Annotated in this window: 29 protein-coding genes; 14 read left to right on the top strand and 15 right to left on the bottom strand. The window is 55.4% G+C overall.

Annotation, left to right across the window (positions count from 1 at the left end; genetic code table 11):
- Positions 1-422 precede the first annotated feature (422 nt).
- Together MW898_RS15375 and MW898_RS15380 are read left to right on the top strand one after the other, a co-directional pair.
- A complete protein-coding gene (locus MW898_RS15375; RefSeq protein WP_248908646.1) occupies positions 423-803 on the top strand; it encodes a MarR family transcriptional regulator in 381 nt (126 codons plus the stop codon).
- Positions 800-1,135 (top strand): type II toxin-antitoxin system PemK/MazF family toxin, encoded by a 336-nt coding sequence (locus tag MW898_RS15380; protein ID WP_248908647.1) that lies wholly within the window; start codon positions 800-802, stop codon positions 1,133-1,135. The genes MW898_RS15375 and MW898_RS15380 overlap by 4 nt, the downstream gene beginning before the upstream one ends.
- A gap of 51 nt (positions 1,136-1,186) precedes the next feature.
- On the opposite strand, the gene MW898_RS15385 is transcribed toward MW898_RS15380, so the two are convergent.
- Together MW898_RS15385 and MW898_RS15390 are read right to left on the bottom strand one after the other, a co-directional pair.
- Entirely contained in the window at positions 1,187-1,606 is a 420-nt protein-coding gene (locus tag MW898_RS15385) for a GNAT family N-acetyltransferase (protein ID WP_248908648.1), read from the bottom strand.
- A gap of 75 nt (positions 1,607-1,681) precedes the next feature.
- Entirely contained in the window at positions 1,682-2,470 is a 789-nt protein-coding gene (locus MW898_RS15390) for an enoyl-CoA hydratase/isomerase family protein (RefSeq protein ID WP_248908649.1), read from the bottom strand.
- Between the two features lie 312 nt (positions 2,471-2,782).
- Between MW898_RS15390 and eif1A the strand changes: the two genes are divergently transcribed.
- From eif1A to MW898_RS15425, 7 genes are all read left to right on the top strand, one after another.
- On the top strand, positions 2,783-3,073 hold the full coding sequence (gene eif1A / locus MW898_RS15395; RefSeq protein WP_248908650.1) for a translation initiation factor eIF-1A: 291 nt from the start codon (positions 2,783-2,785) through the stop codon (positions 3,071-3,073).
- A gap of 1 nt (position 3,074) precedes the next feature.
- A complete protein-coding gene (locus MW898_RS15400) occupies positions 3,075-3,497 on the top strand; it encodes a hypothetical protein (RefSeq protein ID WP_248908651.1) in 423 nt (140 codons plus the stop codon).
- On the top strand, positions 3,494-4,351 hold the full coding sequence (gene rio1, locus MW898_RS15405; RefSeq protein WP_248908652.1) for a serine/threonine-protein kinase Rio1: 858 nt from the start codon (positions 3,494-3,496) through the stop codon (positions 4,349-4,351). The genes MW898_RS15400 and rio1 overlap by 4 nt, the downstream gene beginning before the upstream one ends.
- A 216-nt stretch (positions 4,352-4,567) precedes the next feature.
- Positions 4,568-5,116, top strand: coding sequence for a KH domain-containing protein (locus MW898_RS15410; protein WP_248908653.1), 549 nt, complete (start codon positions 4,568-4,570; stop codon positions 5,114-5,116).
- Between the two features lie 160 nt (positions 5,117-5,276).
- Positions 5,277-5,750 carry a MaoC/PaaZ C-terminal domain-containing protein gene (locus tag MW898_RS15415; RefSeq protein ID WP_248908654.1) on the top strand — a complete coding sequence of 158 codons (474 nt, stop codon included), beginning with the start codon at positions 5,277-5,279 and terminating at the stop codon, positions 5,748-5,750.
- A 55-nt stretch (positions 5,751-5,805) separates the two neighbouring features.
- Positions 5,806-7,275, top strand: coding sequence for a sodium-dependent transporter (locus MW898_RS15420; RefSeq protein WP_248908655.1), 1,470 nt, complete (start codon positions 5,806-5,808; stop codon positions 7,273-7,275).
- Positions 7,276-7,277: 2 nt separating this feature from the next.
- Positions 7,278-7,622: a DUF8026 family protein gene (locus MW898_RS15425; RefSeq protein WP_248908656.1), complete on the top strand. Its 345-nt coding sequence runs from the start codon at positions 7,278-7,280 to the stop codon at positions 7,620-7,622.
- A gap of 42 nt (positions 7,623-7,664) precedes the next feature.
- Here the strand turns inward: MW898_RS15425 and MW898_RS15430 are convergent, their stop codons facing one another.
- Positions 7,665-8,714 (bottom strand): M48 family metalloprotease, encoded by a 1,050-nt coding sequence (locus MW898_RS15430; protein ID WP_248908657.1) that lies wholly within the window; start codon positions 8,712-8,714, stop codon positions 7,665-7,667.
- A 179-nt stretch (positions 8,715-8,893) separates the two neighbouring features.
- Between MW898_RS15430 and MW898_RS15435 the strand changes: the two genes are divergently transcribed.
- Positions 8,894-9,235, top strand: coding sequence for a hypothetical protein (locus tag MW898_RS15435; protein WP_248908658.1), 342 nt, complete (start codon positions 8,894-8,896; stop codon positions 9,233-9,235).
- On the opposite strand, the gene MW898_RS15440 is transcribed toward MW898_RS15435, so the two are convergent.
- From MW898_RS15440 to ahaH, 9 genes are all read right to left on the bottom strand, one after another.
- On the bottom strand, positions 9,171-10,187 hold the full coding sequence (locus MW898_RS15440) for a M48 family metalloprotease (RefSeq protein ID WP_248908659.1): 1,017 nt from the start codon (positions 10,185-10,187) through the stop codon (positions 9,171-9,173). The genes MW898_RS15435 and MW898_RS15440 overlap by 65 nt on opposite strands.
- An 88-nt stretch (positions 10,188-10,275) precedes the next feature.
- Positions 10,276-11,715 carry an ATP synthase subunit B gene (locus MW898_RS15445; protein ID WP_248908660.1) on the bottom strand — a complete coding sequence of 480 codons (1,440 nt, stop codon included), beginning with the start codon at positions 11,713-11,715 and terminating at the stop codon, positions 10,276-10,278.
- Positions 11,715-13,481: an ATP synthase subunit A gene (locus MW898_RS15450; RefSeq protein ID WP_248908661.1), complete on the bottom strand. Its 1,767-nt coding sequence runs from the start codon at positions 13,479-13,481 to the stop codon at positions 11,715-11,717. The genes MW898_RS15445 and MW898_RS15450 overlap by 1 nt, the downstream gene beginning before the upstream one ends.
- A 104-nt stretch (positions 13,482-13,585) precedes the next feature.
- Positions 13,586-13,939, bottom strand: a complete 354-nt coding sequence (locus MW898_RS15455; RefSeq protein ID WP_248908662.1) for a V-type ATP synthase subunit F — start codon at positions 13,937-13,939, stop codon at positions 13,586-13,588.
- Complete coding sequence (locus tag MW898_RS15460) at positions 13,936-14,991, bottom strand: V-type ATP synthase subunit C (RefSeq protein ID WP_248908663.1); 1,056 nt, start codon at positions 14,989-14,991, stop codon at positions 13,936-13,938. The genes MW898_RS15455 and MW898_RS15460 overlap by 4 nt, the downstream gene beginning before the upstream one ends.
- Complete coding sequence (locus tag MW898_RS15465) at positions 14,988-15,596, bottom strand: V-type ATP synthase subunit E (protein WP_248908664.1); 609 nt, start codon at positions 15,594-15,596, stop codon at positions 14,988-14,990. The genes MW898_RS15460 and MW898_RS15465 overlap by 4 nt, the downstream gene beginning before the upstream one ends.
- A gap of 30 nt (positions 15,597-15,626) precedes the next feature.
- Positions 15,627-15,878: an ATP synthase subunit C-like protein gene (locus tag MW898_RS15470; protein WP_248909784.1), complete on the bottom strand. Its 252-nt coding sequence runs from the start codon at positions 15,876-15,878 to the stop codon at positions 15,627-15,629.
- A gap of 236 nt (positions 15,879-16,114) precedes the next feature.
- On the bottom strand, positions 16,115-18,298 hold the full coding sequence (locus tag MW898_RS15475; RefSeq protein WP_248908665.1) for a V-type ATP synthase subunit I: 2,184 nt from the start codon (positions 18,296-18,298) through the stop codon (positions 16,115-16,117).
- A complete protein-coding gene (ahaH, locus tag MW898_RS15480) occupies positions 18,285-18,617 on the bottom strand; it encodes an ATP synthase archaeal subunit H (RefSeq protein ID WP_248908666.1) in 333 nt (110 codons plus the stop codon). The genes MW898_RS15475 and ahaH overlap by 14 nt, the downstream gene beginning before the upstream one ends.
- Positions 18,618-19,107: 490 nt before the next feature.
- Here ahaH and MW898_RS15485 point away from each other — a divergent pair, with 490 nt between their 5' ends.
- A complete protein-coding gene (locus MW898_RS15485) occupies positions 19,108-19,758 on the top strand; it encodes a methyltransferase domain-containing protein (protein ID WP_248908667.1) in 651 nt (216 codons plus the stop codon).
- A 28-nt stretch (positions 19,759-19,786) separates the two neighbouring features.
- Here MW898_RS15485 and MW898_RS15490 read toward each other — a convergent pair whose 3' ends face one another.
- Positions 19,787-20,245, bottom strand: a complete 459-nt coding sequence (locus MW898_RS15490) for an archaellin/type IV pilin N-terminal domain-containing protein (protein ID WP_248908668.1) — start codon at positions 20,243-20,245, stop codon at positions 19,787-19,789.
- Positions 20,246-20,336: 91 nt separating this feature from the next.
- A complete protein-coding gene (locus MW898_RS15495) occupies positions 20,337-21,596 on the bottom strand; it encodes a DUF7096 domain-containing protein (RefSeq protein WP_248908669.1) in 1,260 nt (419 codons plus the stop codon).
- A gap of 209 nt (positions 21,597-21,805) precedes the next feature.
- Between MW898_RS15495 and MW898_RS15500 the strand changes: the two genes are divergently transcribed.
- The 3 genes from MW898_RS15500 to MW898_RS15510 are packed head-to-tail and all read left to right on the top strand — an operon-like array spanning position 21,806 to position 24,781.
- Positions 21,806-22,990 (top strand): helix-turn-helix transcriptional regulator, encoded by a 1,185-nt coding sequence (locus MW898_RS15500; RefSeq protein WP_248908670.1) that lies wholly within the window; start codon positions 21,806-21,808, stop codon positions 22,988-22,990.
- A 37-nt stretch (positions 22,991-23,027) separates the two neighbouring features.
- Positions 23,028-23,819 carry an electron transfer flavoprotein subunit beta/FixA family protein gene (locus tag MW898_RS15505; RefSeq protein WP_248908671.1) on the top strand — a complete coding sequence of 264 codons (792 nt, stop codon included), beginning with the start codon at positions 23,028-23,030 and terminating at the stop codon, positions 23,817-23,819.
- Positions 23,816-24,781 carry an electron transfer flavoprotein subunit alpha/FixB family protein gene (locus tag MW898_RS15510; protein WP_248908672.1) on the top strand — a complete coding sequence of 322 codons (966 nt, stop codon included), beginning with the start codon at positions 23,816-23,818 and terminating at the stop codon, positions 24,779-24,781. The genes MW898_RS15505 and MW898_RS15510 overlap by 4 nt, the downstream gene beginning before the upstream one ends.
- Before the next feature lie 21 nt (positions 24,782-24,802).
- On the opposite strand, the gene MW898_RS15515 is transcribed toward MW898_RS15510, so the two are convergent.
- Positions 24,803-26,422 carry an SLC13 family permease gene (locus tag MW898_RS15515; RefSeq protein ID WP_368409094.1) on the bottom strand — a complete coding sequence of 540 codons (1,620 nt, stop codon included), beginning with the start codon at positions 26,420-26,422 and terminating at the stop codon, positions 24,803-24,805.
- Positions 26,423-26,435: the final 13 nt, after the last annotated feature.

The following is a 26,435-nucleotide window of genomic DNA, read 5'->3' on the forward strand; positions in this document are numbered from 1 at the left end:
CGAACTGATCCAGCGTCAACTCTGTTCCACATCGCGGACAGAAACGTAGATTGAAAATAGACATGTGCCGATATCGTGCCACAATATGATAGAACCACCCATTCTATTCGGAATATTACAACATACCGTCGCGTTCCGTAGCACTACATAAAAGCGCACTCCGCGCCTCAAATGCAGTCCGTGTTCGAGAACGCCAGAGCGGAGGAACCGGGATCTGACTGTTCCTACACCCCTGTTTCGAACACGTATCCCCAACGAACCATTCCGTCTGATTCGTGAATTGATACAAATGAGCCATCTATCCACTTCCTACCGAGATGAACGCAGTGAGACGTTCTTCTCACGTTCCCGTTGCGTCATTGCCGATTTCGGATAGGGAGACATGATTTTAAATACAATCAGATACAATTGAATGGTATAGGATGCCGATCAAGTTCGACACGTATCCAGCCGAAGGGACAAATCTCAGTCTTCGTACGGGGACAAACGCGTATGAGATACTCTCGTTCCTCGCAGAGCATCCCGACACTGGCTTCACTCCGAGCGAGCTTCACGAGGCAACCGGCGTCAAGCGCGGATCGGTCAGTCCAACGCTTGCTCGCCTCGAAGACAACGGATTGGTGCGTCACAAAGGTGAATATTGGGCAATCGCGCCTGAAGACCGCCTTGGAGTGTACGCCGGGGTATTGCATAGCCTCGATGCGGTGCGCGAACAGTTTGCGGGCGATTATTACGACCGAAATCCTGATTGGGCAGATGATCTGCCGGACATTACCGAGGAGTCGGGGGACACTGACGAATGACCCATCCGCGGGGTGCGGTGGTGGTCGCTGACGACCCGTTCGGCCGGACACCCCGACGCCCGTATCTAATCGTCAGTGACGACCATCATCCGTTTGTGGGCATGCAATACATCGCTATTGGCATCACCACGTCAAACTACGACGAGGCATTCCCAATCAGGGGTCATTTGACAGACGGGACACTCAAACGAGAGGCAGAAAGTCAGGCCGCGCCGTGGGCCGTTGTTACGCTCAAACACAGTAACATAACCAAACGGATTGCACAAATCGAGCAATCACTCATCGATACCGTCGCCCATGCGGCGGTCGGCTACCTCGGTCTCGAAGTATGAACCATGAGAGGAACTGCAGCACAGAGCCAGCGCAGATATTTTCGTGATAGTTCAGTGAGTCTCGATCTCTGTTTCGAACACGTGACCCCACCGAACCATTCCGTTCGATTCGTAGAACTGACGGGCTTCTTCGTTCCCAAGTCGTCCAGCCAACGCGACGTACTCACAGTCGTGCTCTCGCGCCCACTCCGCAACGAACGAGAGGAGTTGCGTCCCGTATCCGTTCGAGCGATGTGCTTCATCGATGACGAGGTCGTGGACCCACACGTGTCTCGTATGATGAAGGACTCGCTGAATTGAGATTCCGACGACTCCGACGAGCGTTCCGTCCACGTGTAGCCCGAACAGCCGATAGCCGTCTTCCTCGGCCCACGATCGGATAAACGACGCATCGGCATCGGTCCACAACTGCTGGATGATTGGGATCGCTCGCTGGTACTCCTCGTCAGTCTCCAGTTCCCGGAGTTCCATGTGTTCCGCAGAGACGCGATCAACTCATGATCGTTGTGCTAGCCAGAGAAAGCATCTCAGCGCAAACGGGTAGCGCTACCGACCAACAAATTCCGGATCGTCGTCTCCGAAGAACGCTTCGTAGCCACGCTGGTAATCTTCAGTTTGGGCAGCTTGTGCAATGGTGTTCGTTTCGTCTGCAAGTTGCTGTGCAAGGTCACGGTCAAAGCTCTCGGTGAGCAGGCGCTTTGTTGCACTCAGCGCTACCGTTGGACCGTCTGCGAGTCGCTGGGCAACATCGTGAAGGTGCTGTTCGAACTCGTCGGCAGGGACGCTTTCGGTGACGAGACCGAGACTCACCGCGTGATCAGCGCCGATTGGTTCATCAAGCAGCGCAATTTCCTTTGCACGACGGAGACCGACGAGCCGTGGAAGGAGGAACGTCGCACCACCATCGCCCGTGAGTCCAATGCGAGGATACGCGAACTCGATGGATGCGTCCTCGTTCATCACGACGAGATCACCGGAAAGCGCTACTCCGACACCAGCACCCGCAGCGACAGCGTTAATACCGGTTACAATCGGCGTTTCGGCCTGATGGAGTTGGATCACGCTGTCGTGAAGCGTGGATGCGAGGCGGCGCAAGCGTGGAGCATCACTTGCGTCTCCGTCGAAAGCAGTGAGATCTGCACCAGAACAGAATGCCTCACTGTTGCCCGTCAGTGTGAGACACCGCACAGACGGATCGTCGCTCAGATCAGTAATGACAGTCAATAGCTCGTCCGCCATCGACATCGTAAGCGAGTTGAAGCGACTGGGACTGTCGAGCGTGATGTGCGCAATCGAACCGTCGTACTCGACGCGAATAGTCTCGTATTCGGACATGGTGATTGTACAATATCACCTGTGATAAAACAACTGGGATAGATTGTATATTATATGATATGAAAATATAGCTACAGTGTATTTTTGTAATAACACGATAGGGAGCGAGTCATCTACTCATTCATCAAGAATACTGCTCCCTGCTGTGTCTGAGGCACTTCCAGACAGATATTTTAAACGTCAAGGAAATAATCTATAGGACTGTTGTGCAGTTCTCACAGATAGTGTGGTTCGCACAGAGAACCATCGGCAGTACAACCGTCGTCCGGTCGATGGGAGACACTTAACCGTCCGCCAGTCGAACAACGGGGTATGAGCGACAGTGGGAGCCGCAAAAGTTTGCGAATGCCCGACGATGACGAAGTGTTTGCAATCGTGACGAACATGCTCGGAGCGAATCGGGTGAGTGTACGATGCATGGACGGGAAAGAGCGAACAGCACGTATCCCAGGGCGAATGCAAAAACGAATCTGGATCCGGGAGGACGATGTCGTTCTCGTCGAGCCGTGGGATTGGCAGGACGAAAAGGCAGACATAGCATGGCGCTACAGCAAACAGGACGCTGATCAGTTGCGGCGGGAGGGACATATTCAAAGCGGTTAGCATGTCCACAACCAACACCCGGAGAGCCATTCTCTTCTCCCAATACGACTGGCTCACTGGGGTAGATATCGCCAGAACCAGTAGCACGAGCAAAAACGCCACACACGATTGTTTCGGTGCGGTGTCGAGACGGACCGGGACATCGGTCGCTACCGACAGACGAGTCCGAACCGAAACGCCAATCGCGGAGTACGCCGCTCATCCCACTCAACGGCTCGAAACCACGACCGATAGCGTCTATTCTGTTGAAAGGACTCAGACAAGAACGCAATCTAGCTATAAGGCTGCCAATCGCTGTGCGTTCGAGCATCAACAGCGCGTTGTGTTTAGACCACAAGCAGCGCGAGGAGATTCACTGAGAAGGAGCGGCTCAGACACAGCACAAGCAAGAGCAGCACTCACAACGGCGGAGGGTGACCCATGACCGAGGAGTACGGTTTGCTCGACATGGACGCGAGTGATGAGCCGGGCGATGAGTGGAAAGAAATCGATGTCGAGGACACGGCTGCCGATCGCATTGCTCGCAAGCAGGACCGCGAATTCCTCTCATTCCGCAAGCGCATCAAGGACGCAGATCAGTTCAAGGTCGAAGAATCGGTATTCGACGATGCGACGTTCGCGGCGATCTACAAACTCGTTCAGGATGGATACATCGAGGCGTTCGGTGGGCCGGTCTCGACGGGAAAAGAGGCGTCGGTGTACTCCGCGCTCGGGGCGGAGGATACGGTCGCCGTCAAGATCTATCGCATCAATGCGAGCGATTTCCAACACATGCGAGCGTATCTCGACGGCGATCCTCGCTTTTCGGGAATTGGGAGTGATAAGAGCAAAGTCGTTCTCGCATGGGTTAGAAAGGAGTTCGCCAACCTTCAGCGCGCACAGGAAGCAGGAGTGAACGTCCCCGAACCGATCACGACCGAGCGTAACGTTCTCGTAATGGAGTACGTCGGTGACGAGCAGGGTCGTGCGCGGCGACTCATCGAAGTGGAGATCGAAAATCCGGAGACAGCATTCGAGGTTGTCCGGGAGTACACCCGTCGACTCTACGACGCTGGGCTCGTCCACGGTGATCTGAGCGAGTACAACATCGTCGTCCACGATGGACAGTTATACGTGATTGATCTCGGACAGGCAGTGACCGTCCATCACCCAAACAGCCGCGAATTCCTCGAACGCGACTGCCGAAACGTCGCGCGCTTTTTCTCACAACAAGGGGTAGACGTGACGACCACAGAACTACTCGATTATGTGCTCGGAAATGTGAAACCCAAACAGTAGCACAACGCCGCTTGGAGAGTGATGATAGACATCATCAATCATGAAAATGACACCAAAGCACATACACGGAGAGGCCACACAGACAGTACTCTGATTGGCCGGTTCGAATAGAACCAGATCTGGTCAGTCGTGGCGCACGCTTTGAAACAAAAATAGCCTAGTTATCTACCCACACGATGGCGAAGGCTTGAAAGGTGGTCCTGTTTTAGTAGTGGTATGCAGCACGTGACGATTCCGCAGGACCGCATCGGCGTGCTCGTCGGTGAGGGAGGCGAAACGATGCGGGAGATCGAGTCGAAGGCTGAAGTCCGACTCGACATCGATTCTGAGACTGGGTCGGTCGCTGTCGAAACCGTTGGCGATCCAATTCTCGGGTTGAAAGGTCCAGAGATTGTCAAAGCTATTGGACGTGGATTTCGACCCGACGACGCTCTACGGTTGCTCGACAACGACGTGATGATGCTCGAGATTGTGGATATCGACGCCGCCGCGCGCAACAAGAACGATCTCCGTCGACAGAAAGGCCGACTCATCGGTGAGAACGGTCGCACACGCGAGTTGATGGAAGAACTTACCGGTGCATCGGTCGTCATTTACGGCTCGACGCTGGGGATCATCGGCCGACCGAACGAAGTGTCGGCTGTTCGCCGCGCCGCGGAGATGATTCTCGATGGGTCACCTCACGGCTCGGTCTACTCGTTCCTCGAACGACGCCGCACCGAAATGAAACAACAGGAGTTGAGTTATCACGAATTCCCTGGCTGAACCAAACTCCGGGAGATACTACCGCATCGAGTGACGCTAAATTGGCCCGTCGGCTCTCGTGAGCTGTGCTGATACCTGCTGGAGACGGGTTATTTTCATTCTTTGGTTCAGAAAAACTCTCGGTCGATACATACTTACATTCGAGATTTGATGTAAGGCCATGCCGTACAGCTACGAGCCGCATTATTTCGAGGACATGGAAGTGGGAAAGACGTTCGAGAGCGCTGGTCGGACGGTAACCGAGACCGACTTCGTGGTACACTCGATGCTCACTGGAGATTGGACCGAACTACACACGAACAAGGAGTACGCCCGCGACGGCCCGTACGGCGAGCGTATCGCTCACGGTCCGATGACGTTTATCATCGCCACTGGTCTCGTCCAGCGCAGCGGCTTCGTCGAGCGAACCGTCATCGCCTTCCTTGGAATGAACTACATGGATATTCCAAACCCGCTGTTTATCGGTGATACGCTCACCGCGACGTTCGAAGTGACCGAAAAGCGCGAGCTGAACAGTCGAGACGATGCTGGGCTCGTCGTCATCGACGCTGACGTGCGAAATCAAGACGATGAAGCAGTGTTCGCGGGAGATATGAAGTTCCTCTTCAAACGAACGGAAGAACACGAATCGTAAACGCGCGTTGGGTCCACCGTTACTACTTTGCAAGTGGTGTGTTATACCGTGTCTCATGACAGATGACGAGGCACGAACTGCCAGAGAAGAGTGGGGGACTCGCTTTGGTTTCCTCATGGCAATGGTCGGCGCAATGGTCGGATCGGGGAACATCTGGCGATTGCCGTATATCACAGGAGAAAACGGCGGTGGGGGGTTCTTGCTGGTCTATCTCTTCCTGTTGTATCTCATTGCTGTGCCCGGATTGATGGCCGAAACCATGCTCGGTCGGTACACTGGTCGAGGGGTGATCGGGAGCTTTCGCTCGATACTCGGTGAGGGTCGATGGGAGGGCTTCGGACTCGTTGTCCTCATTGTCAACATCGCGTTGATGTCCTACTACGCTCCGGTCGTCGGCTGGATTCTCTACTACATTGGGCATTCGTTGCTCGGCACCTTCTTTCAGCCAGGATTTGCCGCCCAGCAGCTCTGGACTGCGTTCGCAGCTTCACCCGTGTTGACGCTTGGGACGCACACACTCGCGGTTGCACTCATCGGAGGCGTGTTGCTGTTCGGGATTCGTGATGGTATCGAACGCACCGTGAAGTGGATGTTTCCGGCCTTGGTCATTGCGTTGCTCGCTGTTGCGATCCGGAGTCTAACGCTGTCCGGTGCGACAGCTGGATTAGCATTTCTGTTCACGCCAGACTGGAACTCCGTTACCCGGCCCTCGACGTGGATTACTGCGCTCGGCCAAGCACTGTTCTCGACCGGCCTCGGCTGGGGAATCGCAGTCACCTACGGGAGCTATCTCCGCAAGCACGACGACGTGGCGCTCGGTGGCGGACTATTCACAGCTGTTGGAAACACGAGTATTGGCTTGCTAGCACTCTTTGCGGTGTTTCCGGCTGTGTTTGCGTTCGGATTGGAACCGGCTGCGGGGTCGAACCTCACGTTCATCACGCTCGTTCAAGTGTTCCCGAAAATGGCCGGTGGTCCCATCTGGGCGATTCTGTTCTTCCTCGGGTTCTTTTTCGCTGCGTTCACCTCGGGACTTGCGATCACTGAAGTTGGTGTGACGACAGTGCAGGAGGAAACGCGCCTCTCGCGCAAGCAATCGGTGCTCGGTGTCTCGCTTGCCATCTGGTTACTCGGTCTCCCGAGCGCCTACTCCGCCGAATTCCTCGGGCTGATGGATTTCATGTTTGGAAATTGGGGACTGCCCGTTGCGACGCTTGCAATCATCGTCGTAGTCGGCTGGAAGATGGGACCCGGATGGCTGTTGACCCCCGAGTGGGTGCGACTGACCGAACTCAATCGAAACTCCGACATCTACGTGGGACGGTGGTGGAGTTTGATCGTCCAGTATCTCATTCCACCGATCATGCTCGCCATCATGGTTTATTTCGTGGTTTCGAATATCGGTCAGCAGCCGATCGAAACCGCTGGGGGCGTTGTGCTCGTTGGAATCATCCTCGTCGCCAGTTTGGTGATTATGAGCGCAACGCGACAGCGTGGAGCCAGCCAGACGCTTGGAGGTGACTGACGATGCTATCGTTACTACAAACGACGGGGACAGCCGTCCCACTCAGCGCGTGGGTCGTCATGCTCGGGGCGATCGTTCTTCTCTGGGGCGTCGCAGGCTGGGCGCTCTATCGAACGCTCACCGACGAGGAACGAAAACTCGACCTCATCAGGGATCACGGTACGATCGACACCTATTCTCCACGAACGATGGCGGAACTCCGCGAGTGGATCGAAGCACACCCAGATCATCCCGAGAATGAAACGGCGAAAGCAGCCTACAACGACTGCGTCGAAACGCTGCACGAGATCGATACGCCGTTCTATGAGTGGAGTGACGAACAGCGAGCAGAACTCGAACAACTGTGATCAAGTAACCAACGGCACAGTTCGACTCACTGCAGCTGGGTTCTACAGCTCCGTCTCGATGTCTTGGAGCTGCTCTCGTCGTCGTTCGACGGATGGGTGAGTGGCAAGGAAAGGGGCCATCTTCTTTTGAATCAAATATTCGTACTGGTTGTGGGTAGGAATTTGGTCACCGTTCGGACCAAGTCGAATCGGTTCTTCCAGTGGCTCGGTTTCGACCGGAACGACCGCGAATGCCTGAATCGATCCGTCTGCTGACCGAAGATCTTCACGAGGGAGCGACTGGTGCTGTGCGCTGATTGTTTCCAAGGCACTCGCCAACGCTGCTGGCGAACCAGTGAGTGCGATAGCACCCCGATCGGCCGCCAGTTCGCGGTAGCGCGACAGTAGGTGGAACAGGAGACGACCAACCAGCCAGAACGCGCCGGAAATCATGTAGCACACGTTGAGCATGAACGTCGATCCATTATTATTCTCCGACGAAGTGGATTTTCTCTTTGTGTTCCTCTGATCGTCTGTCCATTCGTGAATGCTCTGTGCGATCTGCAATGGCACCGACGCGACCGTCATCACTGCGGCGTCACGGTGTTTCACGTGGGCCAATTCGTGGGCGAGTACTGCTCGGAGTTCCTCCGGGTCGAGTTTCTCCAACAGTCCGGTCGTAACGACGATCGTCGCTTGCTGGGACAATAGCCCACTCGTATACGAGTTTGGAACCGGGGTATCTGCAACAACGACGGAGGGTACTGGAAGATCAGCCTGCTGAGCCAGTCGCTCGACAGTCCGGTCTAACAGTTCCGAATGTTCCGTCTCCATGCGGTCGACTGATTGGGTATCGAGTCCACGAAGCACAGGAGTCTGACCGGAGAACTCCACGTAGATGATCACTCCGATGATGATACAGGTCATTACACCCGCAATTTCTCTGCTGACGCTGGGAGGAACCGGATTCATCTCGAATACAACAATTATCCAAGTGACCGCAAGCAGTACTGTCCCGAACAGCGCGACGACGAGCACACAAGTGACGATAGCGAGCAACCCGAGTGTGACTGCCATCCGGACGCCAAGCTCCCAATCCCGTGACCAATTCATACCACACTGTTCACATCACCACAGTATAATTGTTTATGAAGAGATATTTCAAATAGATGGTCGATATAGATAGAGAGATTCATATGTCCGAATCTATGCGACGATATTCACCAGCGATAAGCAGACACAACTCGCTTCAACAGTTCACTGACGTGTGAGCCTACTGATGATTATCAGTAATGAAGATAGGACAACCAGTAAGCAGTGATGCTCCTCAGTGCGTTGGTCGTCCCGTTTGGATCATTCGTCATCGATACCTCGTCACCACGACAATGGCGGAACTCCGCGAGTGGATCGGGATACATACAAAATCTCCCACGATCGAAGCGGCGAAAGCAGCCTACAACGACTGCGTCGAAACGCCACACGAGATCGATACGCCGTTCGACGAGCGGAACTCGAACAACTGTGATTGGGTGAACGACGACAACCTGTTCGACTCACTGCAGATGGGCGCTATATCTCCGTATCGATGTCTTGGAGCTGCTCTCGTCGTCGTTCGATGGATGGATGGGTCGTGAGGAAAGGGGCTATCTTCTGTTGAAATAGATATATGTGCCGATCATAGGTGCGAAATTGATCTCCGTTCGGACCGAGTTGGAGCGGTTTATCTACTGTCTCGGTTTCGACTGGAACGACCGCGAACGCCTCGATCGATCCGTCTGCCGATCGAAGGTCCTCACGAGGGAGTGACTCGTGCTGTGTACTGATTGTTTCTAAGGCACTCGCCAACGCTGCTGGCGAACCAGTGAGTGCGATAGCACCCCGATCGGCTGCCAGTTCGCGATAGCGCGACAGTAGGCGGAATAGGAGACGACCAACCAGCCAGAACGCGCCGGAAACCACCAAGCATAGAGCGCACGGTATCACCAACAAATCGTAGTCGTTTCCATACCGCCAATCCCATCGATCGTCCACCCATTTATAGAGTGTTCGTGCAATCACCAGTGGCACTGACGCGACAGTCATCACCGCTGCGTCACGGTGTTTCACGTGGGCCAATTCGTGGGCGAGTACTGTTCGGAGTTCCTCCGGGTCGAGTTTCTCCAACAGTCCGGTCGTGACGACGACCGTCGCTTGCTGTGGCGATAGCCCACTCGTATACGAGTTCGGAACGGGCGTATCTGCAACAACGACGGAGGGTACTGGAAGAGCAGCCTGCTGGGATAATCGCTCGACAGTCTGCTGTACTGCCGAATTCTCGGCGCTCGTCACTGACTGAGCATTGCACCCACGAAGCACGAGAGGGTCTCCCGAGAACGCTGTGTACACGATGATCGAGAGAACGACGACCGTCGCACCGATTCCGATTTCTTCGATCGCGGTGGATGGAAATACACCAGAACCCAGTTCCCGGGCGGTCACGGTCAATCCTCCGAACAGTGCGCCGATGAGCACACAAGTGACGACAGCGAGTAATCCAAGCGTCACCGCCATCCGGACGCCAAGCTCCCAATCGCGTGACCAATTCATGCCACACTGTTCACGTCAGCTACTCAAAGCTATTTCTGAAGAAACGTTTAAAATAGAGAGACGAAATTACAGAGTAATCGATTTCAGATCAGTCCGCGCTCGCTTCGACGGTTTCCTCTGTCTGCTCTTCTTCGCCGGTGTAGTACTCTTCGATGAGGTCTTCGTCGATGCGGTTGAGTTCCTGTTTCGGGAACATCGAGAGGAGGTCCCACCCGATGTCGAGGGTCTCTTCCACGTTACGATCGGTGGTGAAGCCCTGATCGACGAACTCGCTTTCGAAGCGGTCAGCGAAGTCGAGATACTGGTTATCACGCTCGGAGAGCGCCTCACGACCGACAATGTTCACGAGGTCGCGCAGGTCTTTCCCCTGTGCGTAGCCAGCATAGAGCTGTGCGGAGACGTCAGCGTGGTCCTCACGCGTGAGTCCCTCGCCGATCCCGTCGTCCATCAGCCGTGAGAGACTTGGAGATACGTTGATCGGTGGACGGACGCCCTGAGAGTTGAGGTCACGGTCGACGTAGATCTGTCCCTCCGTGATGTAGCCCGTCAGGTCGGGGATCGGGTGGGTGTCGTCGTCACCTGGCATCGTCAGAATCGGAATCTGAGTCACCGATCCCTCGCGTCCTTCGATACGACCGGCACGCTCGTAGAGCTGTGCGAGGTCAGTGTACATGTAACCGGGGTATCCACGGCGTCCGGGGACCTCCTCACGGGCCGCGCCGATCTCGCGCAGCGCCTCACAGTAGTTGGTCATATCCGTCAGGATAACGAGCACGTGGTATCCCTTCTCGAATGCGAGATACTCTGCTGTCGTCAACACCAGCCGGGGCGTGATCGTCCGCTCGACTGCCGGGTCGTCGGCGAGATTCATGAAGACCACGGACCGCTCAAGCGCGCCGGTGCGCTCGAAGTCGTCCATGAACTCGTTTGCTTCCTCGGCAGTGATACCCATTGCACCGAACAGCACTGCGAATTCAGAGCCCTCCTCGTCGCCTTCCTCATCGGCGTCGGCAGATTCCTCAGGAACAGTTGCCTGTCGGGCAATCTGGAGTGCGAGATCGTTGTGTGGCAGACCCGATGCGGAGAAAATCGGCAGTTTCTGTCCGCGAACGAGCGTGTTCATGCCGTCGATCGTGGAAACACCCGTCTGAATGAACTCTTCGGGATACTCCCGCGCAGTGGGGTTGATCGCGGCACCGACAATATCGTGGCGAGCATCCGGAACAATATCCGGACCGCCGTCGATTGGTCGTCCAGAGCCGTCGAGAACGCGACCGAGAAGATCCTCCGTGACAGGCATCTTGAGCGTTTCACCGAGGAAACGGACCGAAGAGTCGCGGTCGATGCCTTCAGTGCCTTCGAACACCTGAATAGCAACGTATCCGCTCGATGCTTCGAGTACCTGTCCACGGCGGGTTTCACCGGCCGGTGTCTCGATCTCGACGATCTCGTCGTATCCGATCGGTTCGTCCGTCTCGACAAAGACCAGCGGACCGCTGATCTCCGTGATGGTTTGGTATTCTTTCATTAGTATTTCTCCCGAAGTTGGGCCTTGATCTCCTCTGCGAGGTCGTTGACGAAGTCCTTCGCCTCATCGTCCGGAGTGGTTGCGATTCGGTTCAAACGTGGAGCTGCGTCGATCGACGTGATCTCCTCGACCGGAACACCAGCGTTGAGTGCCTCGAACGCCTCATCGTTGAGGGTCTGGATAGCCGTGAGGATCAGATACGTCTTCTCAGGCGGGCAGTAGCGATCAACATCGTGGAACGCGTTCTGCTGGAGCCACGCTTCCCGAAGGTATCGGGCCACTTCGAGTGTGAGGCGCTGATCTTCTGGGAGAGCGTCCTTACCGACGAGCTGAACGATCTCCTGAAGTTCGGCTTCCTCATCGAGCGTATCGATCGCCCACTGGCGCGTCTCTGGCCAATCGTCGGCAACCTCATCCTCGAACCACGAATCGAGCTGTCCGCGATACAGCGAGTACGACTCGTTCCAGTTGATCGCAGGGAAGTGGCGACGTTCGGACAGATCGGAGTCGAGCGCCCAGAACGTCTTGACGATGCGCAGCGTGTTCTGGGTCACTGGCTCGGAGAAGTCACCGCCCGGTGGCGATACAGCACCGATAACCGAGATCGACCCTTCAGTTCCGTTGATGTTCTCGAAGTATCCTGCGCGCTCGTAGAACGCCGACAGCCGAGCTGCGAGATACGCAGGGTAGCCTTCCTCACCGGGCATCTCTTCGAGACGCGAACTGATCTCCCGCATGGCTTCTGCCCACCGCGAGGTGGAGTCAGCCATCAGAGCCACGTCGTAGCCCATGTCGCGGTAGTACTCCGCGATAGTGATTCCCGTGTACACGCACGATTCACGCGCCGCGACGGGCATGTTCGAGGTGTTTGCGATGAGACACGTTCGTGCCATCAGCGGGTTTCCACTTTGAGGGTCCGGTAGTTCCGGGAAGTCCTCAATGACCTCGGTCATCTCGTTTCCGCGCTCACCACAACCGACGTAGACGACGATGTCGGCGTCTGCGAACTTTGCAAGCGACTGCTGTGTAACCGTCTTCCCCGAACCGAACGGGCCCGGAATCGCTGCGGTTCCGCCCTTTGCGAGGGGGAACAGTCCATCGAGAATGCGCTGTCCCGACACGAGCGGAATCCGAGGCGTCTGTTTGTCGGTGGTTGGTCGCGGTTCGCGCACCGGCCACTCTTGGCGCATCGAGATCTCTTCGCCGGAAGAGAGCGTTGCGACAGTCTCTTCGACGGTGAACGCACCACCTTCGATAGACTCGACCTCACCGCCTTCGTAGTGCGGTGGGACGAGCACTCGGTGCTCGATACTAACCGTCTCATCGACGGCTCCGATAACATCGCCGGGTTCGACTTCATCACCGACCTCGACTCTGGGATAGAACTCCCACGTCTTCTCGAGGTCGATACCAGGAGCGTCGACACCTCGGTCGAGGAACGCTCCCATCTTCGATTCGAGGACGTCGAGCGGGCGCTGGACACCATCGTAGATGGAGTCGAGCATTCCCGGACCGAGGTCGACAGACAGCGGTTCTCCGGTGTTCTCGACCGGCTCGCCGGGAGCGACAGCCGAGGTTTCCTCGTACACCTGAATCGTCGTTTGATTGCCTTCGATTTCGATGACCTCACCCATCAGCCCTTCCTCACCGACGTACACAACGTCGTTCATCCGGGCGTCGAGGTCCGTAGCGGTCACAACCGGACCACTCACGCTCTCGATAATGCCGTCTTCGCTGACGGTCGCTTCCTGTGTTGCCTGACTCATGATTTGGATTGGTTTGAATTGGATTTGGATTTGGTTCGTTTGCTCTGATTTGGACCGGATTGGAGTCGGCTCGTATCTGTGTTGTCTGAAGCGTCCAAATTCAGTTATTCTTCGTCCATTAGATCGATACCGATGGCTCGCTTGATCTGATCTCGCAGTCCGCCGCTCCCGGCTCCGCCACCCAGTGTGACGAGAACGGGCTCAACGCTTGTTTCTGCGGCTTGGCGCACCTGTCTGGACAGATGCGAGAGGTCGTCATCGTGCATCACGACGATACCGACGTCGTCGTCGTTCAGCATGGTTTCGACTGCGTCGTCGAGTTCCTCGGACTTTTGATCGTCAGGGACGTTCTCAAACCGTCGCACACCGGCCAGTCGAAAGCCAGTCGTAAACTCCTGGCTCCCGATGACGCCGATTTCACGACTTTGTCTTTGAGTATCGTTCTGGCGCTGACTCATACGATCACCAGTTCGTCTTCTATCTCGTCGCCTGTCAGTCCTGCCTCTTTGCCGCGTGCGATCGCACGAATGTTGTCTACTTCGCGTTCTTTCGCGCGGATGTACGCGATCACGGGACAGACCGAGAGGGGATAGCGATTCGAGAGCGTGTCCGCGTATTCGACGAGGGCACGCTCTAGTGCGCGCTCGAATTCGATGAGGCTGTCTGCTGATTCGAGTTCACTTAGCGCCGAATCAAGATCGCCTCCGTATGGACTCTGTCGGACGTACTCCGTGAGTTGATCCATGTTGCCAACGAGCTGTCGCAGCTCGGACTCCTTGAACAATCGACCACCTGAAATGTAGTACGTGCCGGGGTCGATGTCCGCACCGCTCCGCGCTAGTCGAAGCGCGTTCCGGATGTTTCGGAAGTCGATCTCGGCGCGCAACACTTGAATATACAGCCCAGTTGCGCGATCCGTCTCCTCCGGTAACCCTTCGAGCATGTCAGAGTAGAACGCGCGATCGATGGCGTTTTCGAGGGGAACGAGCACACCCGTGTTCTCGTAGTCGTCTAGTGCTGTTGCCAGCGACGGTCCGAACAGGGTGCCCTCGAGCTGTTCGACGACCATTGAGATGGAGTCTGCCCCGACAAGACGGTCTAACTGGCGCTCAGAGAATGCGCCGGCAGGAATGAGATCATCTTCGATCGTCTGCTGATCGGAGTCAGCGTAGATTCCCCGAATGATCGTTTTAACGTTCCACGCGTCGAATTTCCGCAGATAACGCGCGAGGTAATCGTACAGACTGCCCTCGGAAAAGTGAAGCAGATCGTTGAAGTGCTTCGCCAAGTTGCGGTTGAGCGCGTACTCGATGAGATTGACGCCTCTGTAACGCGATCCGAGCGCATTCATCTCAGTTTCGTACTCGGTCTCTTCCATGAACCGGGCGATCTCTCCGGGACCCATGCGAACAAGCTTCCGGTAGTCGTCCTCGTCGAAGAGGACTGCTCTGCGCGAGCGGACTCGCGCTGTGACGTACCCGTAGTTCGCCGTGTCATACGTAACGCTCATTCTTCGAATAGCCTCTCACTCACCTCACGCAGGGAGTCTTCCCAGACATCCTCAAACACCGAATCGAACGTGTTGTTCACACGAATCCGCGAGTTCTCAGTCTCAACGACCACACCACCGAGACAGTCGTACTCGCCGGCGTAGGTGAACTCGTCGTACTCGTTTCCGACACCAGTCCCATCGTCTCCAGCGAGGATCGATTTGATGAGTTCTGCATCGTCGGCACGACCGTACACCTGTATTTCCTCCTCATCAGTATCGAACTCCTCGGCGGCGTCGTCGAGCAGTGCGCGCGTGAGTTCAGCACGATTTTCTTCAATCGATACAATCCGTTCTTCGACCGACTCCCGAACGTCTTCGAGGATATCACGGCGCGCTTCGAGGCGCTCTTGTTTTGCCTCAAGTTTGGCGCTCGAAAGTCGCTGTTCTCGTTCCTGTTCGATCTGTCGTTCGACCTCGCGCTTGCGCTCTTCGACTATCTCGTCTGCGTCCGTTTCGGCCTCTGAAATGATCGATCGGGCCTGCTTCTCGGCGTCCTCGCGTGTATCATTTGCGCGCGCGCGGGCTTCGTCTCGTATGTCCTCTACAACCGTATCAAGGCTCATAATGGGTGATAGGGGGAGTCAGAATCGGCTCTATTGGACAACGAAGACGACAACCAGTGCAAGAATGACTAGCGTCTCCGGAAGAACGGTCAAGATCAGCCCACGACCGAACATGTCGCTGTCCTCAGCGGTGGCACCGACGGCAGCCGCACCGATACTCCGCTCTGCAATGCCTGAGCCGAGTGCGGCGAGTCCAACAGCGATAGCCGCGCCAGTCTTTGGCGGGATTGCGGAAACAGATTCTTGTGCTTGCAGTGCAACGACGCTAAGAAACGCTGTCATAAATTCAAGTTCCATCATGGTGTTAGTGGATTCTCCGTAGGGTTCACTTGTATCCGAACGGTTAGTCGTAGCTATACTGCGTTCATAAAACTTCCCAAAGCAATTTCATCGTGATCATGCGAATATATACCAAATACGGAAACAAGTGACACGTCTTCTTGGCGATTTCCGAAAGCGATTACAAAATACAATGACGCTCTGTGAATAAATCTGGATGTGACGACTACAGAGCGTGGTTAGTCGTCAGTCGTGAACTGGCGCGCATATCCGAAGGGTTGATATTTCTCACCGCCTCCCTCGTAGAACTTCTGGAAGAACTCCACGTATTCGAGACGGAGGGTCTGTAGACCAGCACTCGTGATACCGAGCACCAGCACGAGCAGGTGACCAATGACGAGGATGATCAACCCTGCAACTGAACCAATGAGGAGATCAACTGGGCCAGAGCCGTTGACGAGTCCGGCAAACATCACTTCGTTTGGCGGAATGTCTGCGAGGCTCTTCTTGCTGAAGAAGATGAAGTGATACTCTCCATGGTGTACATACGCTCCAAAGACGAGGAGGTTGACCACAAACGCCATTCCCGCCTTAGCGAGCAACACTGCGGCGATCCGCGTGTACGAGAGGACGTTTGCGAACACTTGCAGGAAGACTGCCTCCACGAACTCTGCGACATCAGCTTGGGCGATCAGGACCAGTCCAACGAAGAATGAAATGAGGCCGAGATAGCCAACCATCGCTGGGAGTCCCGTGAAGCCGATCGCCACCGGATGAGCGTTGAACACCGAGTTCGATCCGACGAGGAAATCAGGTGCAACACCGAAGGGCGGCGTGTTGGCGAAGATCCACGCCCACAGGCCGAACATCATCATCAGCCACGAGCCGCTTTCCAAAATCGCGTCACCAACTCCGTGTGAGAGATTCTCGTAGAAGTCGAACACGTATCCGATGGTCATGTGCGCCATCCCGATCAGCAGACTCACGACGAGCCATAGCTGGGCGTACTCGGCTTCTGCAGGTTGCAGCCCTTTATGCAGTGGCGGATGGCCATGCCAGAGGACTTCTCCAAGGATATGCAGTCCGAAGATCTCACCGTAGAGAATACCGAACAGCATCGTGAAGCCACCTGACCACAGTGCAATCCCACCAAGGCTCTTTGCGACCCCGTCAAACTTCGTGAAGATGTAGTAGCCAATCGCGGCATACAGCACACCGTACCCGAGATCGCCGATCATGAACCCAAACAGCGCGGGGAACGACAGGAATACAATGAACGTTGGGTCAAGCTCAGAGTATTTTGGCCGGTTGATGATCTTGACGAGGGATTCGAACGGTTCGACCGGGTCAGGATTGTCTTGCACAACGGGAGGACTGCTGTGACTCATCGACTGGTCGACGCCACCGTCGGAGACGACCTCTTCGCCACCATCGGTAGTGGCGGCGGCCGGGTCGGGTCCGCCGTGTGTGCCACCAACATCCTCGCGGTCGACGAGGTGTCCCTCCCCGTCGTAAGACGCACGTTCGAGTTCGTCGACTTCGACGTGGTCGCCGACCACGTCATAGAGTCCCTCAACGAGATCAGCGAAGTGTTCTGTTGGGATCCATCCCTCTGAGACGAACGCATTCTTGGTCGTCGCAAACGAAAGCGGCGCTTCTTGCTGCTGGACCTCAATCGTGAGCTTCTCTTCGGCTGCGAGGAGGAACGCACCGTATTCCAACCGTTGCTCTTCGAGCTCATCTTCGACCGTTCTGAGCTTCGATTCGAGCCGTTGGCGGTCGTGTTTCAGTTCCTCGATGTAGTCTTCGGGACTTCCATCCGCGTCGGGAATCTCGTGGAGCGCAAAGTCCGCGCTAACGAGCACATCTTCGATGTCGTCGGTGCGGGCGAACGCGGCGACGACTTCATCCTCTTCGAACACTTCGTAGGCGCTTGCGTCTGAACCTGCCAACGCATTATCGACTGCGACCGCATCACCATCTCCAACCGCGACGGAGATCGAATCGTATCCCGACAGTAGGTCGAGATCAATTCCGAGCGTGGCGAACGGAACCATCGCGTCGATGCGTTCGTTGACCTGACGGAGTTCGTCGTTCAGTTCGTTCCGACGGTCATCGAGTTCGTTGACTGTTTGTCTGACTGTTTCGAGTTCGCTGTCGAGTGCGTCCTCGGTAACAATACGGTTGGGACCCGCATCCTCGTCGTCAATACCGAGGATGCTCTGCAACGAGCGGACAGTGACGAGTTTCTCCGCTGCCTCGTCTGCCCCTTCGATCGGGTCACCAGGATCGAAACCATCCCACCCACCGTCGTAGTCGGTGACGTGCAGCAGGTTCATGTCGTGGATGGTCTCGATCACCTCATTCATGACTTGTCTGGAGCCGGTCACCGACACCCGGCTCATTCGCTCAGGTCTCAGCATTGACGGTCTCCTCGAACGTCGCGAGGATCTCCTCGATCACCTCGTCCTCGCGCTCGTTTGCGTGCGTTTCGAGATTGTCACGTTCTGCTTCGCCCTGTTCGAGGATCGATTGGCGTTCTGCCTCGATCTCCGAGCGGGCTTCACTGAGACGTTCCTCGGCCAACGCATCTGCGTCCTGATTGGCTTCCGAGCGAATCTCGTCAGCACGTTCGTGAGCCTCCGCAATGATCTCGTCGCGGTCGTCTTCCGCTTCGGCGACGATCTCGTCGGCATCAACCTCGGCTTCCTTGATTCGATCCAGAACCTCGGGTCTCGCCATATTTATATCGTTTCGAGATTAGACAAGCGGCTATTTGGTAGTTGCGAAGTGGATTGTACAACCGCAGCAGTAACGGATTTAGCTGTGATGAAACGGGGAGTCGACCAACTCGATTCTATACTCCGGAAGATCGTCCGCGGTGTCGAAACACGTGCTCTCTGACGGTGTCAAAGTCATCATCGAAGGAGTACAGATGCTCACTGTCCGTTCGGTGCACGTGTGCGACGATTACTCCATTAATCAGTGAAAGGGCTTTATCTGTCCGAAGCAGGGAGCGGTCGGTGTCGAAATCGCTCTACTGTCGAGCTGAACGGTATTAACGTGATTAGCTGCTCAATACAGCAGACGAGAGCTGTTCAAACAGAGTATCCGAGCCGAATGACTAGCTTGAGTTGGACTGCATTCCCTCGATTTGAGTGGTGAGGTCGACCATTGGTCATCCAGACCATCAATCCGCAGTATTATGCCACAGTGGCGCCAATCACATCCAATGGGATTCCTCGAAGACAAGGCTCGTGCGCGTGTTTTCTACAAGTATCTCTCGAAGGTGTACGACGAGGTAAACGCATTCATCTGGACCGAAGAGATGCGCACTGAGGCCATCGAACTGGTTGGAATCGAATCCGACGATCGGGTGCTCGATGTCGGCTGTGGGACGGGATTTGCGACCGAAGGGCTGCTCGAACACACCGAGAATCTTCACGGCATTGATCAGAGCATCCATCAGCTCGAAAAAGCGTGGGACAAGTTCGGGACGCAGGGACCCGTCCAGTTCTATCGCAGTGACGCTGAACGGCTCCCGTTCGAGGACGATACGTTCGATGTGGTCTGGTCGTCCGGCTCGATCGAGTATTGGCCAAATCCGGTCGATACACTCCGTGAATGTCGTCGGGTCGCAAAGCCAGACGGGAAAGTGCTCATCGTCGGTCCCAACTATCCGAAGCGGACGCTGTTCCAGAAGTTCGCCGATGCGATGATGCTCTTTTACGACGAGACCGAAGCCGACCGAATGTTCAAGGAAGCTGGTTTCTCTGAGTTCGAACACCATCTCATGGGACCACCACACAGCCCCGAGATTGCGATTACCACGCTCGCTTACCTCCCAGAGTGCGTAGAGCGAACGCCCAAAACAGCGCCTTGAGCCGGCGTTTCGATTGGTTCTGGTCGATCTAATGTGCTCGTATTTCGAGTGTCGCCAGTGCTTGGTCGCCCGTATACAACTGGATCGAGAGCACCGCCCCGGCCTGAAACTGCGTGTTCGTACTCGCAAGCCGGACGCTCGCTGATTGTCCACCAACCCATTGACCGGTGTAGGCGCTGTTGAACGGGCCAGTCGGTCCACTCATGAAACCCTTGGCGGCGAAAAATGGCACCGGTGGTTGATGAGCGATCGGCTCACCGTCAACAGCGATACGGAGTCGGAGTGAAGACGGATCAAGCGCCGCACCGCCACGGTGCGTGAGCGTGATCGTCTGGGTCGTACTGTCGGCGTTAGCTGTGAACGTCGCTCGTGTTGGTTCATCCAGTGAGACGTCGAAGACAGTGAGACCAACCGTCCCCGCCGCAACGAGCGTGATGACGATGAGTAAGACGGTTGCAACGACGGGTGAGACGGCACGGTCCGACACGCGACGGTCTGGTCTCTCGATGCTATATAAAATTCAGTGTCAATCGATGAAGATCCCGTTTCCCCGCGTTACCGGCATCACTAAGGACGGGTCAGAAGAGTATGTTCCCCAGTTGTTGCCATTTATTCTGTCCTTCCTCACGAACCGATAGTCCCGATTTTGGCGGTCCCATGGGCTTTCCAACAGTCACGGAGACCGTTTCGCCGTCAACGGTCGCGTTGATCGTGGACCCGTTGGGTGGCTGGAGCATGTGCAGTTCGCCGTCTTCGGTGGTACCGACTGTCTCTCCATCGACGGTGATGGTGCCGTTGGGTTCCGCATCCGTTTCCGGATCGTTCACGCGGACGATCATATAGCCGCCGGTGTAGGTAGTGTTGGTCTCAAGGGTAAATGGGCCGCTTGTGTTCTGTGGGCCGCGTACGGTGTGTTTGTCGCTGATTAATATTTTCTGATGTTCAGAGAAGATATTCTCCGATGAATGATCAACCATAGACATGAATCCTCCACCACGTCCACGGAATACATAGTGACTCATTCCCGGTAATAATGCTGTGTCATCTGCGTCAATAGATGGATACGATTCGTTGATGATTTTATTTGCCTTATCCTTGCTAATGGAGCCAGTGGTGTTTGGTCCTGCTTTGGCATCAGAGAGATATGCTTCTCGAATATACTGCCCATCATGGATCGTTGCAAGGACGACACCTCGATCAGATGTTCGAACAAAAAACTGCTTTGGGGAACTAGGATCACCGTTTAAGGTAGACTGAGCAATGGGTCGGACAAATCCAATAAGCGGGGTGAGTTCCATCTTAAGTTGTTGTGCCCGATTTGCACTTTCACTCTGCTGTGGCGTACGAAGAATGTACTCGGCGAACACACGGATTTGATATGCTTCGGCAGAGATTGCCGCGAGTTCACGAAGAAACGCCTGTGCCGACAGTGTGCCGTCATTGTAATTCTTGATAGCTTCCTTCTGGCGTGTTTGCAGTTCGACAGTTTGATTTTCAGCCTGATCCAATGCGCTGTTGATAACTTCTTGACGGTCAGAGGCGTTTTTGAGGGTAGCATCAAACGATTTGATACGGTGTCTCCGGTTGTAATTGCTTCCGTCGAAGGCAACCGCTCCACTAACATCAAGCGTAACAGTCTCTATCCCAGTTTCGTTGATCTGGGTCGAATTAATTGCCAGATGTGATACCGAATTGTTGATCGGACGTTTGATCGTCCCCGGCGAGACTGTCCCGGACCCCGACGCCGTTGGGGTGTTTGTCTCAGTCGCCGATAAGGGAACGCCCGCGATGGGGGCAAGAACGAGCGCACACGCGAGGAGAAGGTGCGGAGAGCGCATTAGGAAGGTGTAGAATAGGCTGGAACAAAAACCTCATGAGACATAGTTGATCAGTGTTAACACACTGTTTGTGTCTCCGATTGTCTCGAATATTTCCCACAGACACCCCCAGAGTGGGGTTTCAGCACTGTTCACTGCATTTGTCAGTGTGGCACACTCAGGAAAGACCGACAGTAAGTGTTTTCCTACCGGAGCAATCACAAGATGGTATGCGGACCGGGGTTATCCTTGCCCTCCTCATAGCGGTCTGTGTCCTCTTTACCGTCCACGGAAGCACTGCTCCGGTCGATGCTACATCGTCTTCTGTCGTGAACGGGTCGGAGACAGTAATCGAAATCCAACTCCAGTCGGATGGAGACGCCAATATCTCTGTCGAGACGGTCATCCCGCTTCGAGATGCAAACGACACAGCGGGATTCAATCAAACAAAGGAGGATTTTAGGGCAGGGGGTTTTGAAGGAGAAACCATCGATGTGTTTCGCCAAGCAGCCGCGGCATCGGACGACGAAACGAATCGATCGATGGTTATCGATAACGAGAGTGTTAGTAGAACTGCATACATCGAAGAAGATGCCGGAAAGTACGTTCTCGAATTCACGTGGTTGAACTTCGCAAACCGAACCGTAACGGAAGAAGGAATTATTCTCAAAACGAATGATTCCTTCAGGACGGCTCAAGGAACATGGTTATCGGTACTGGGATCGAACCAATCGCTCGCTATCCGTGGGCCAGAAGGGTATCAACTTATTGACTCTCAACAGAAGATTGAAAATAGGTATATCGTCTGGTCCGGCCCTCGGTCGTTTACTCAAGGAGACTTTGCCATCACGTACGCCGATTATCGAATTCCCCAGTCGACGCCATCACCAAACGGACCGTTCGAATTCGATATTCTGTCCAACCCTGTTATTGGACTATCGATGATCATTGCACTCGTTGCGATCATCTCGGTCGGTGTTTTTGCGTTCTCACGGCGTGACGGATTGTTGCGGCGCGTGACGACCGATGGAGGCGTGGGGATGCGCAGTACGAACGCGTACGAACCATCACCCACTCCAGACAGTGATATCGATCAAAGCGACAGCACCGAAGCTGATACAGACACCGATGTCGCCAGTACAGACACCGACACTGACGACGATTCCGCGTCCGGTGAGAACGGAATTGATGTCGAGCTACTGAGCGATGAGGAGCGAGTCGAACGGTTGCTGGAGGAACGCGGTGGGCGGATGAAGCAGGCGAATATCGTTCGAGAGACGGATTGGTCGAATGCAAAAGTCTCACAACTACTGTCAGCAATGGATGAGGATGGTCGCATCGAGAAGCTCCGCATCGGGCGCGAGAACCTAATCAGTCTCTCTAACCACGGCGAGAACGATCAAAATAGTTCCTAAACGTTTAACACGAAACGGAAGGGAGTACTGGGTGTCTATGAAGATACTCGTCACCGTCAAGGAGGTGGCCGAGGCCGAAGATGAATTTGAAATCGACGGTCTCGATATCGATGAACGCTATCTGGAATACGACCTCAACGAATGGGACGAGTACGCCATTGAAGAGGCCGTCCAGATCAAAGAGAGCGGGGACTGCGAGGTCGTTTCTGTTACGATCGGTCCTGAGCGGTCCGAAGAAACCATTCGCATGGCACTCGCAAAGGGTGTCGACCGTGCTATTCGCGTCTGGGACGACGATCTCGCGTCGGCAGAGATGATCGACATCGGTACGAAAGCCGATATTCTCGCGTCAATCGTCGAGGAAGAGGACCCAGACCTTGTACTGACTGGCGTCCAAGCCAACGACGACAGTTTCGGTGCGACTGGTGTCGCACTCGCCGAAACGATCGGCTTCGAATGGGGTGCGGTTGTCAACGCGCTCGATCTCGATCGTGATGACGGAGTTGCCCACGTCCGACGTGAACTCGAAGGTGGTATCGAGGAACTGACAGACATTGAGATACCAGCTGTTCTGACGATCCAGACAGGAATCAACGAACCGCGGTACGCCAGTCTCCGGGGCATTCGGCAGGCACAGAGAAAGCCACTCGACGTGAGTACGCTCTCTGATCTTGGACTGGGCGAAGATGTTCTCGAAACACCCGTCAGTCGCACTGCGATGTACGAACCCGAAAGCGAGGGCGAGGCCGTCGTTTTCGACGGGAATCCCGAAGAGAGCGCCACACAACTCGCTGATCTCCTACGAGATAAAGGGGTGGTCGAAGGATGAGCGGCGATGTACTCGCCATCACCGAGCACCGACAAGGAGAACTCCGTGATGTGAGCTTCGAGCTTATCACTGCTGGCCGACAGCTCGCGGACGATCAGGGCGGCGATCTCCATCTCGCTGTTATCGGTGGCGACGTCGATACCTTCGCATCAGAGCTGAACAGAGAGAGTGTCGACACCATCTTCACAGTCGCAGCGGGAGAGGAGTTCAACCACGACACGTACACGCAGATCACAGAGCAGCTCTATGCCGAAGTCGAACCCGACGCGCTGTTGCTCCCGAACTCCGTCAACGGACTCGATTACGCACCCGCCATCGCCGGTCGTCTCGACGTTCCCCTCGTCACCGACGCTATCTCGCTCTCGCGTGCTGATGGAACGCTGGAAGTAGCACGCGAAATGTACGGCTCGAAGGTAGAGACGACCGTTACTGTCGATGCTGATACCGCCGCAGTGAGCATCCGCCCGGCCGAATGGGAAATCACCGAAGGAGAGGGACAGGGCGATGCCGAGGTCCGCAGCTTCGACGCCGACATCGACGAAAGCGCCGTCAAATCGACTGTAACCGGCTTCGAGGAAGTCGCAGGCGGCGATGTCGACATCTCCGAGGCGAACTTCCTCGTCTCGATCGGACGTGGTATCGAAGAGGAAGACAATCTTCCGCTTATCAAAGATCTTGTCGAAGCGACCGACGCCACGCTTTCTTCCTCACGGCCGATCGTCGACAACGGCTGGCTGCCGAAAAACCGACAGGTTGGCCAGTCGGGGAAAGTCGTGACACCGGACGTGTATCTTGCGATCGGAATTTCAGGAGCAGTCCAGCACGTCGCTGGGATGAAAGGATCTGATACGATTGTCGCAATCAACACCGATTCAAACGCGCCGATCATGGATCTCGCCGACTACGCCATCGTCGATGATCTCTTCGATGTCGTTCCGCAACTCATCGAAGCGTTCGAGTAACGCAGCTACCGTCTTTATTCTTCACCAGAGGACGACTGGCCAGACGAATTTGAACAACGCCCAGATCAGTCCAGTGAGGATGATCGTCATGATGACGTTGAGAATGATGCCAGCTCGCATCATGTGTCGCTGTTCGAGGTAGCCGCTGCCGAAGACGATAGCGTTCGGTGGCGTTGCAACGGGGAGCGCGAACGCAAAGCTCGCAGCCACCGCCCCACTGACCGCAAGGAAAATCCCAGCGGCCACATCCGATAAACCGAGCGTGGCAGCGAATGCGCCTCCGATACTGATGAGCACAGGTATGATGATCGTCGCGGTCGCTGTGTTCGATGTCATTTCAGTGAGGAAAATGACCAGCAACACAACTGCGCCCACGACGAGGACGATTGGCGCACCAGTCAGTCCACCAAAGATGGTCTCGGCGATCCACTTCGTCGCACCGGTGTCCGCAAGCGCGTCTGCAAGCGCGATCCCACCACCGAATAGGAGAATCACACCCCAGTCAATATCGGCGAGTTCCTCCCACTCCATTGTGTCCGCGAGGACGAGCGCGGGGATGGCGTACAAGCCAACCATCACGTAGTAGAGAAGTCCTTCGTGACCACTGACGCCGAAGATCGTCATTCCCTCGCCGCCGAAGATCGTCCGTGCCCACACCGCGGGTAAATACGGCTCGATGAATCGATCGAATCCGCCGACCACCCACAGTAACGCGGTTGCCGTAAAGATATAGACGACACGCCGACCGCGAGTGCTGAGTTCGCCCTCCTCACGCAGGTACGTTCGGGCTTGTTTGCGCGCGTCCTCAACGGTGTCCACCTGCGGTGGATAGAGAAGATAGGTAAGGAGATACCACACGATCGGGAGTGTTACAATAACGATTGGCAGACCGATGAGGAGCCACTCGCTGAAACCGATCTCGTAGTTAAGGATCGCGTTGAGCTGCGATGCGAGAATAGCGTTCGGTGGCGTTCCGATGAGTGTACCGACCCCACCGACGCTCGCTGCGTACGCAGTGCCGAGGAGCATGGAAATCTGAATGTTCGTGAATCCATCTCCAGCTTCTGCGAGTCCACCATCCGTAGCGACATCGGAGTCTACGTCTGCGCTTGGACTGTCAGCCCCCGACGCGATCTCTTCCCGACCGATGATCTGTGCGAGCACACCGAGAGCAATTGGAGTCATCATCGCCGCTGTCGCAGTATTCGAGACCCACATCGAGAGGATCGCGGTTGCGAGCATCACGGCGAGAACCAGCCGTCGAGGAGAAGTCCCCATCGTCGCCATCATATACAGCGCGATCCGTCGGTCGATATCGTATTTCTGGAGCGCATTCGCCAGCATGAAACCGGCGATGAACAGGAAGATGATGTGGTCAGCAAATCCTGCGAGCGCTTCATCAATGTTTGCGTACACGCCGAAGCCAGTCAGAAGAATAGGAATTGATAATGCCGTTACGGCAAGTGGGAGCACGCCAGACACCCACAGTACACCCGCGAAGAACATGGTCGCCAGCGCGTATTGACCCCGTGCTGGTAATCCATCTGGTGTTGGCAGCACCCCAATCATCAGCGCACCGAGGAGTGCGATACCAAACACCATGACTCGACCGCGAACACCCGTTATCCATCTATGTATCATTGATACACGCACT

This window comes from Halocatena marina (assembly GCF_023276375.1).
Lineage (GTDB): Archaea > Halobacteriota > Halobacteria > Halobacteriales > Haloarculaceae > Halocatena > Halocatena marina.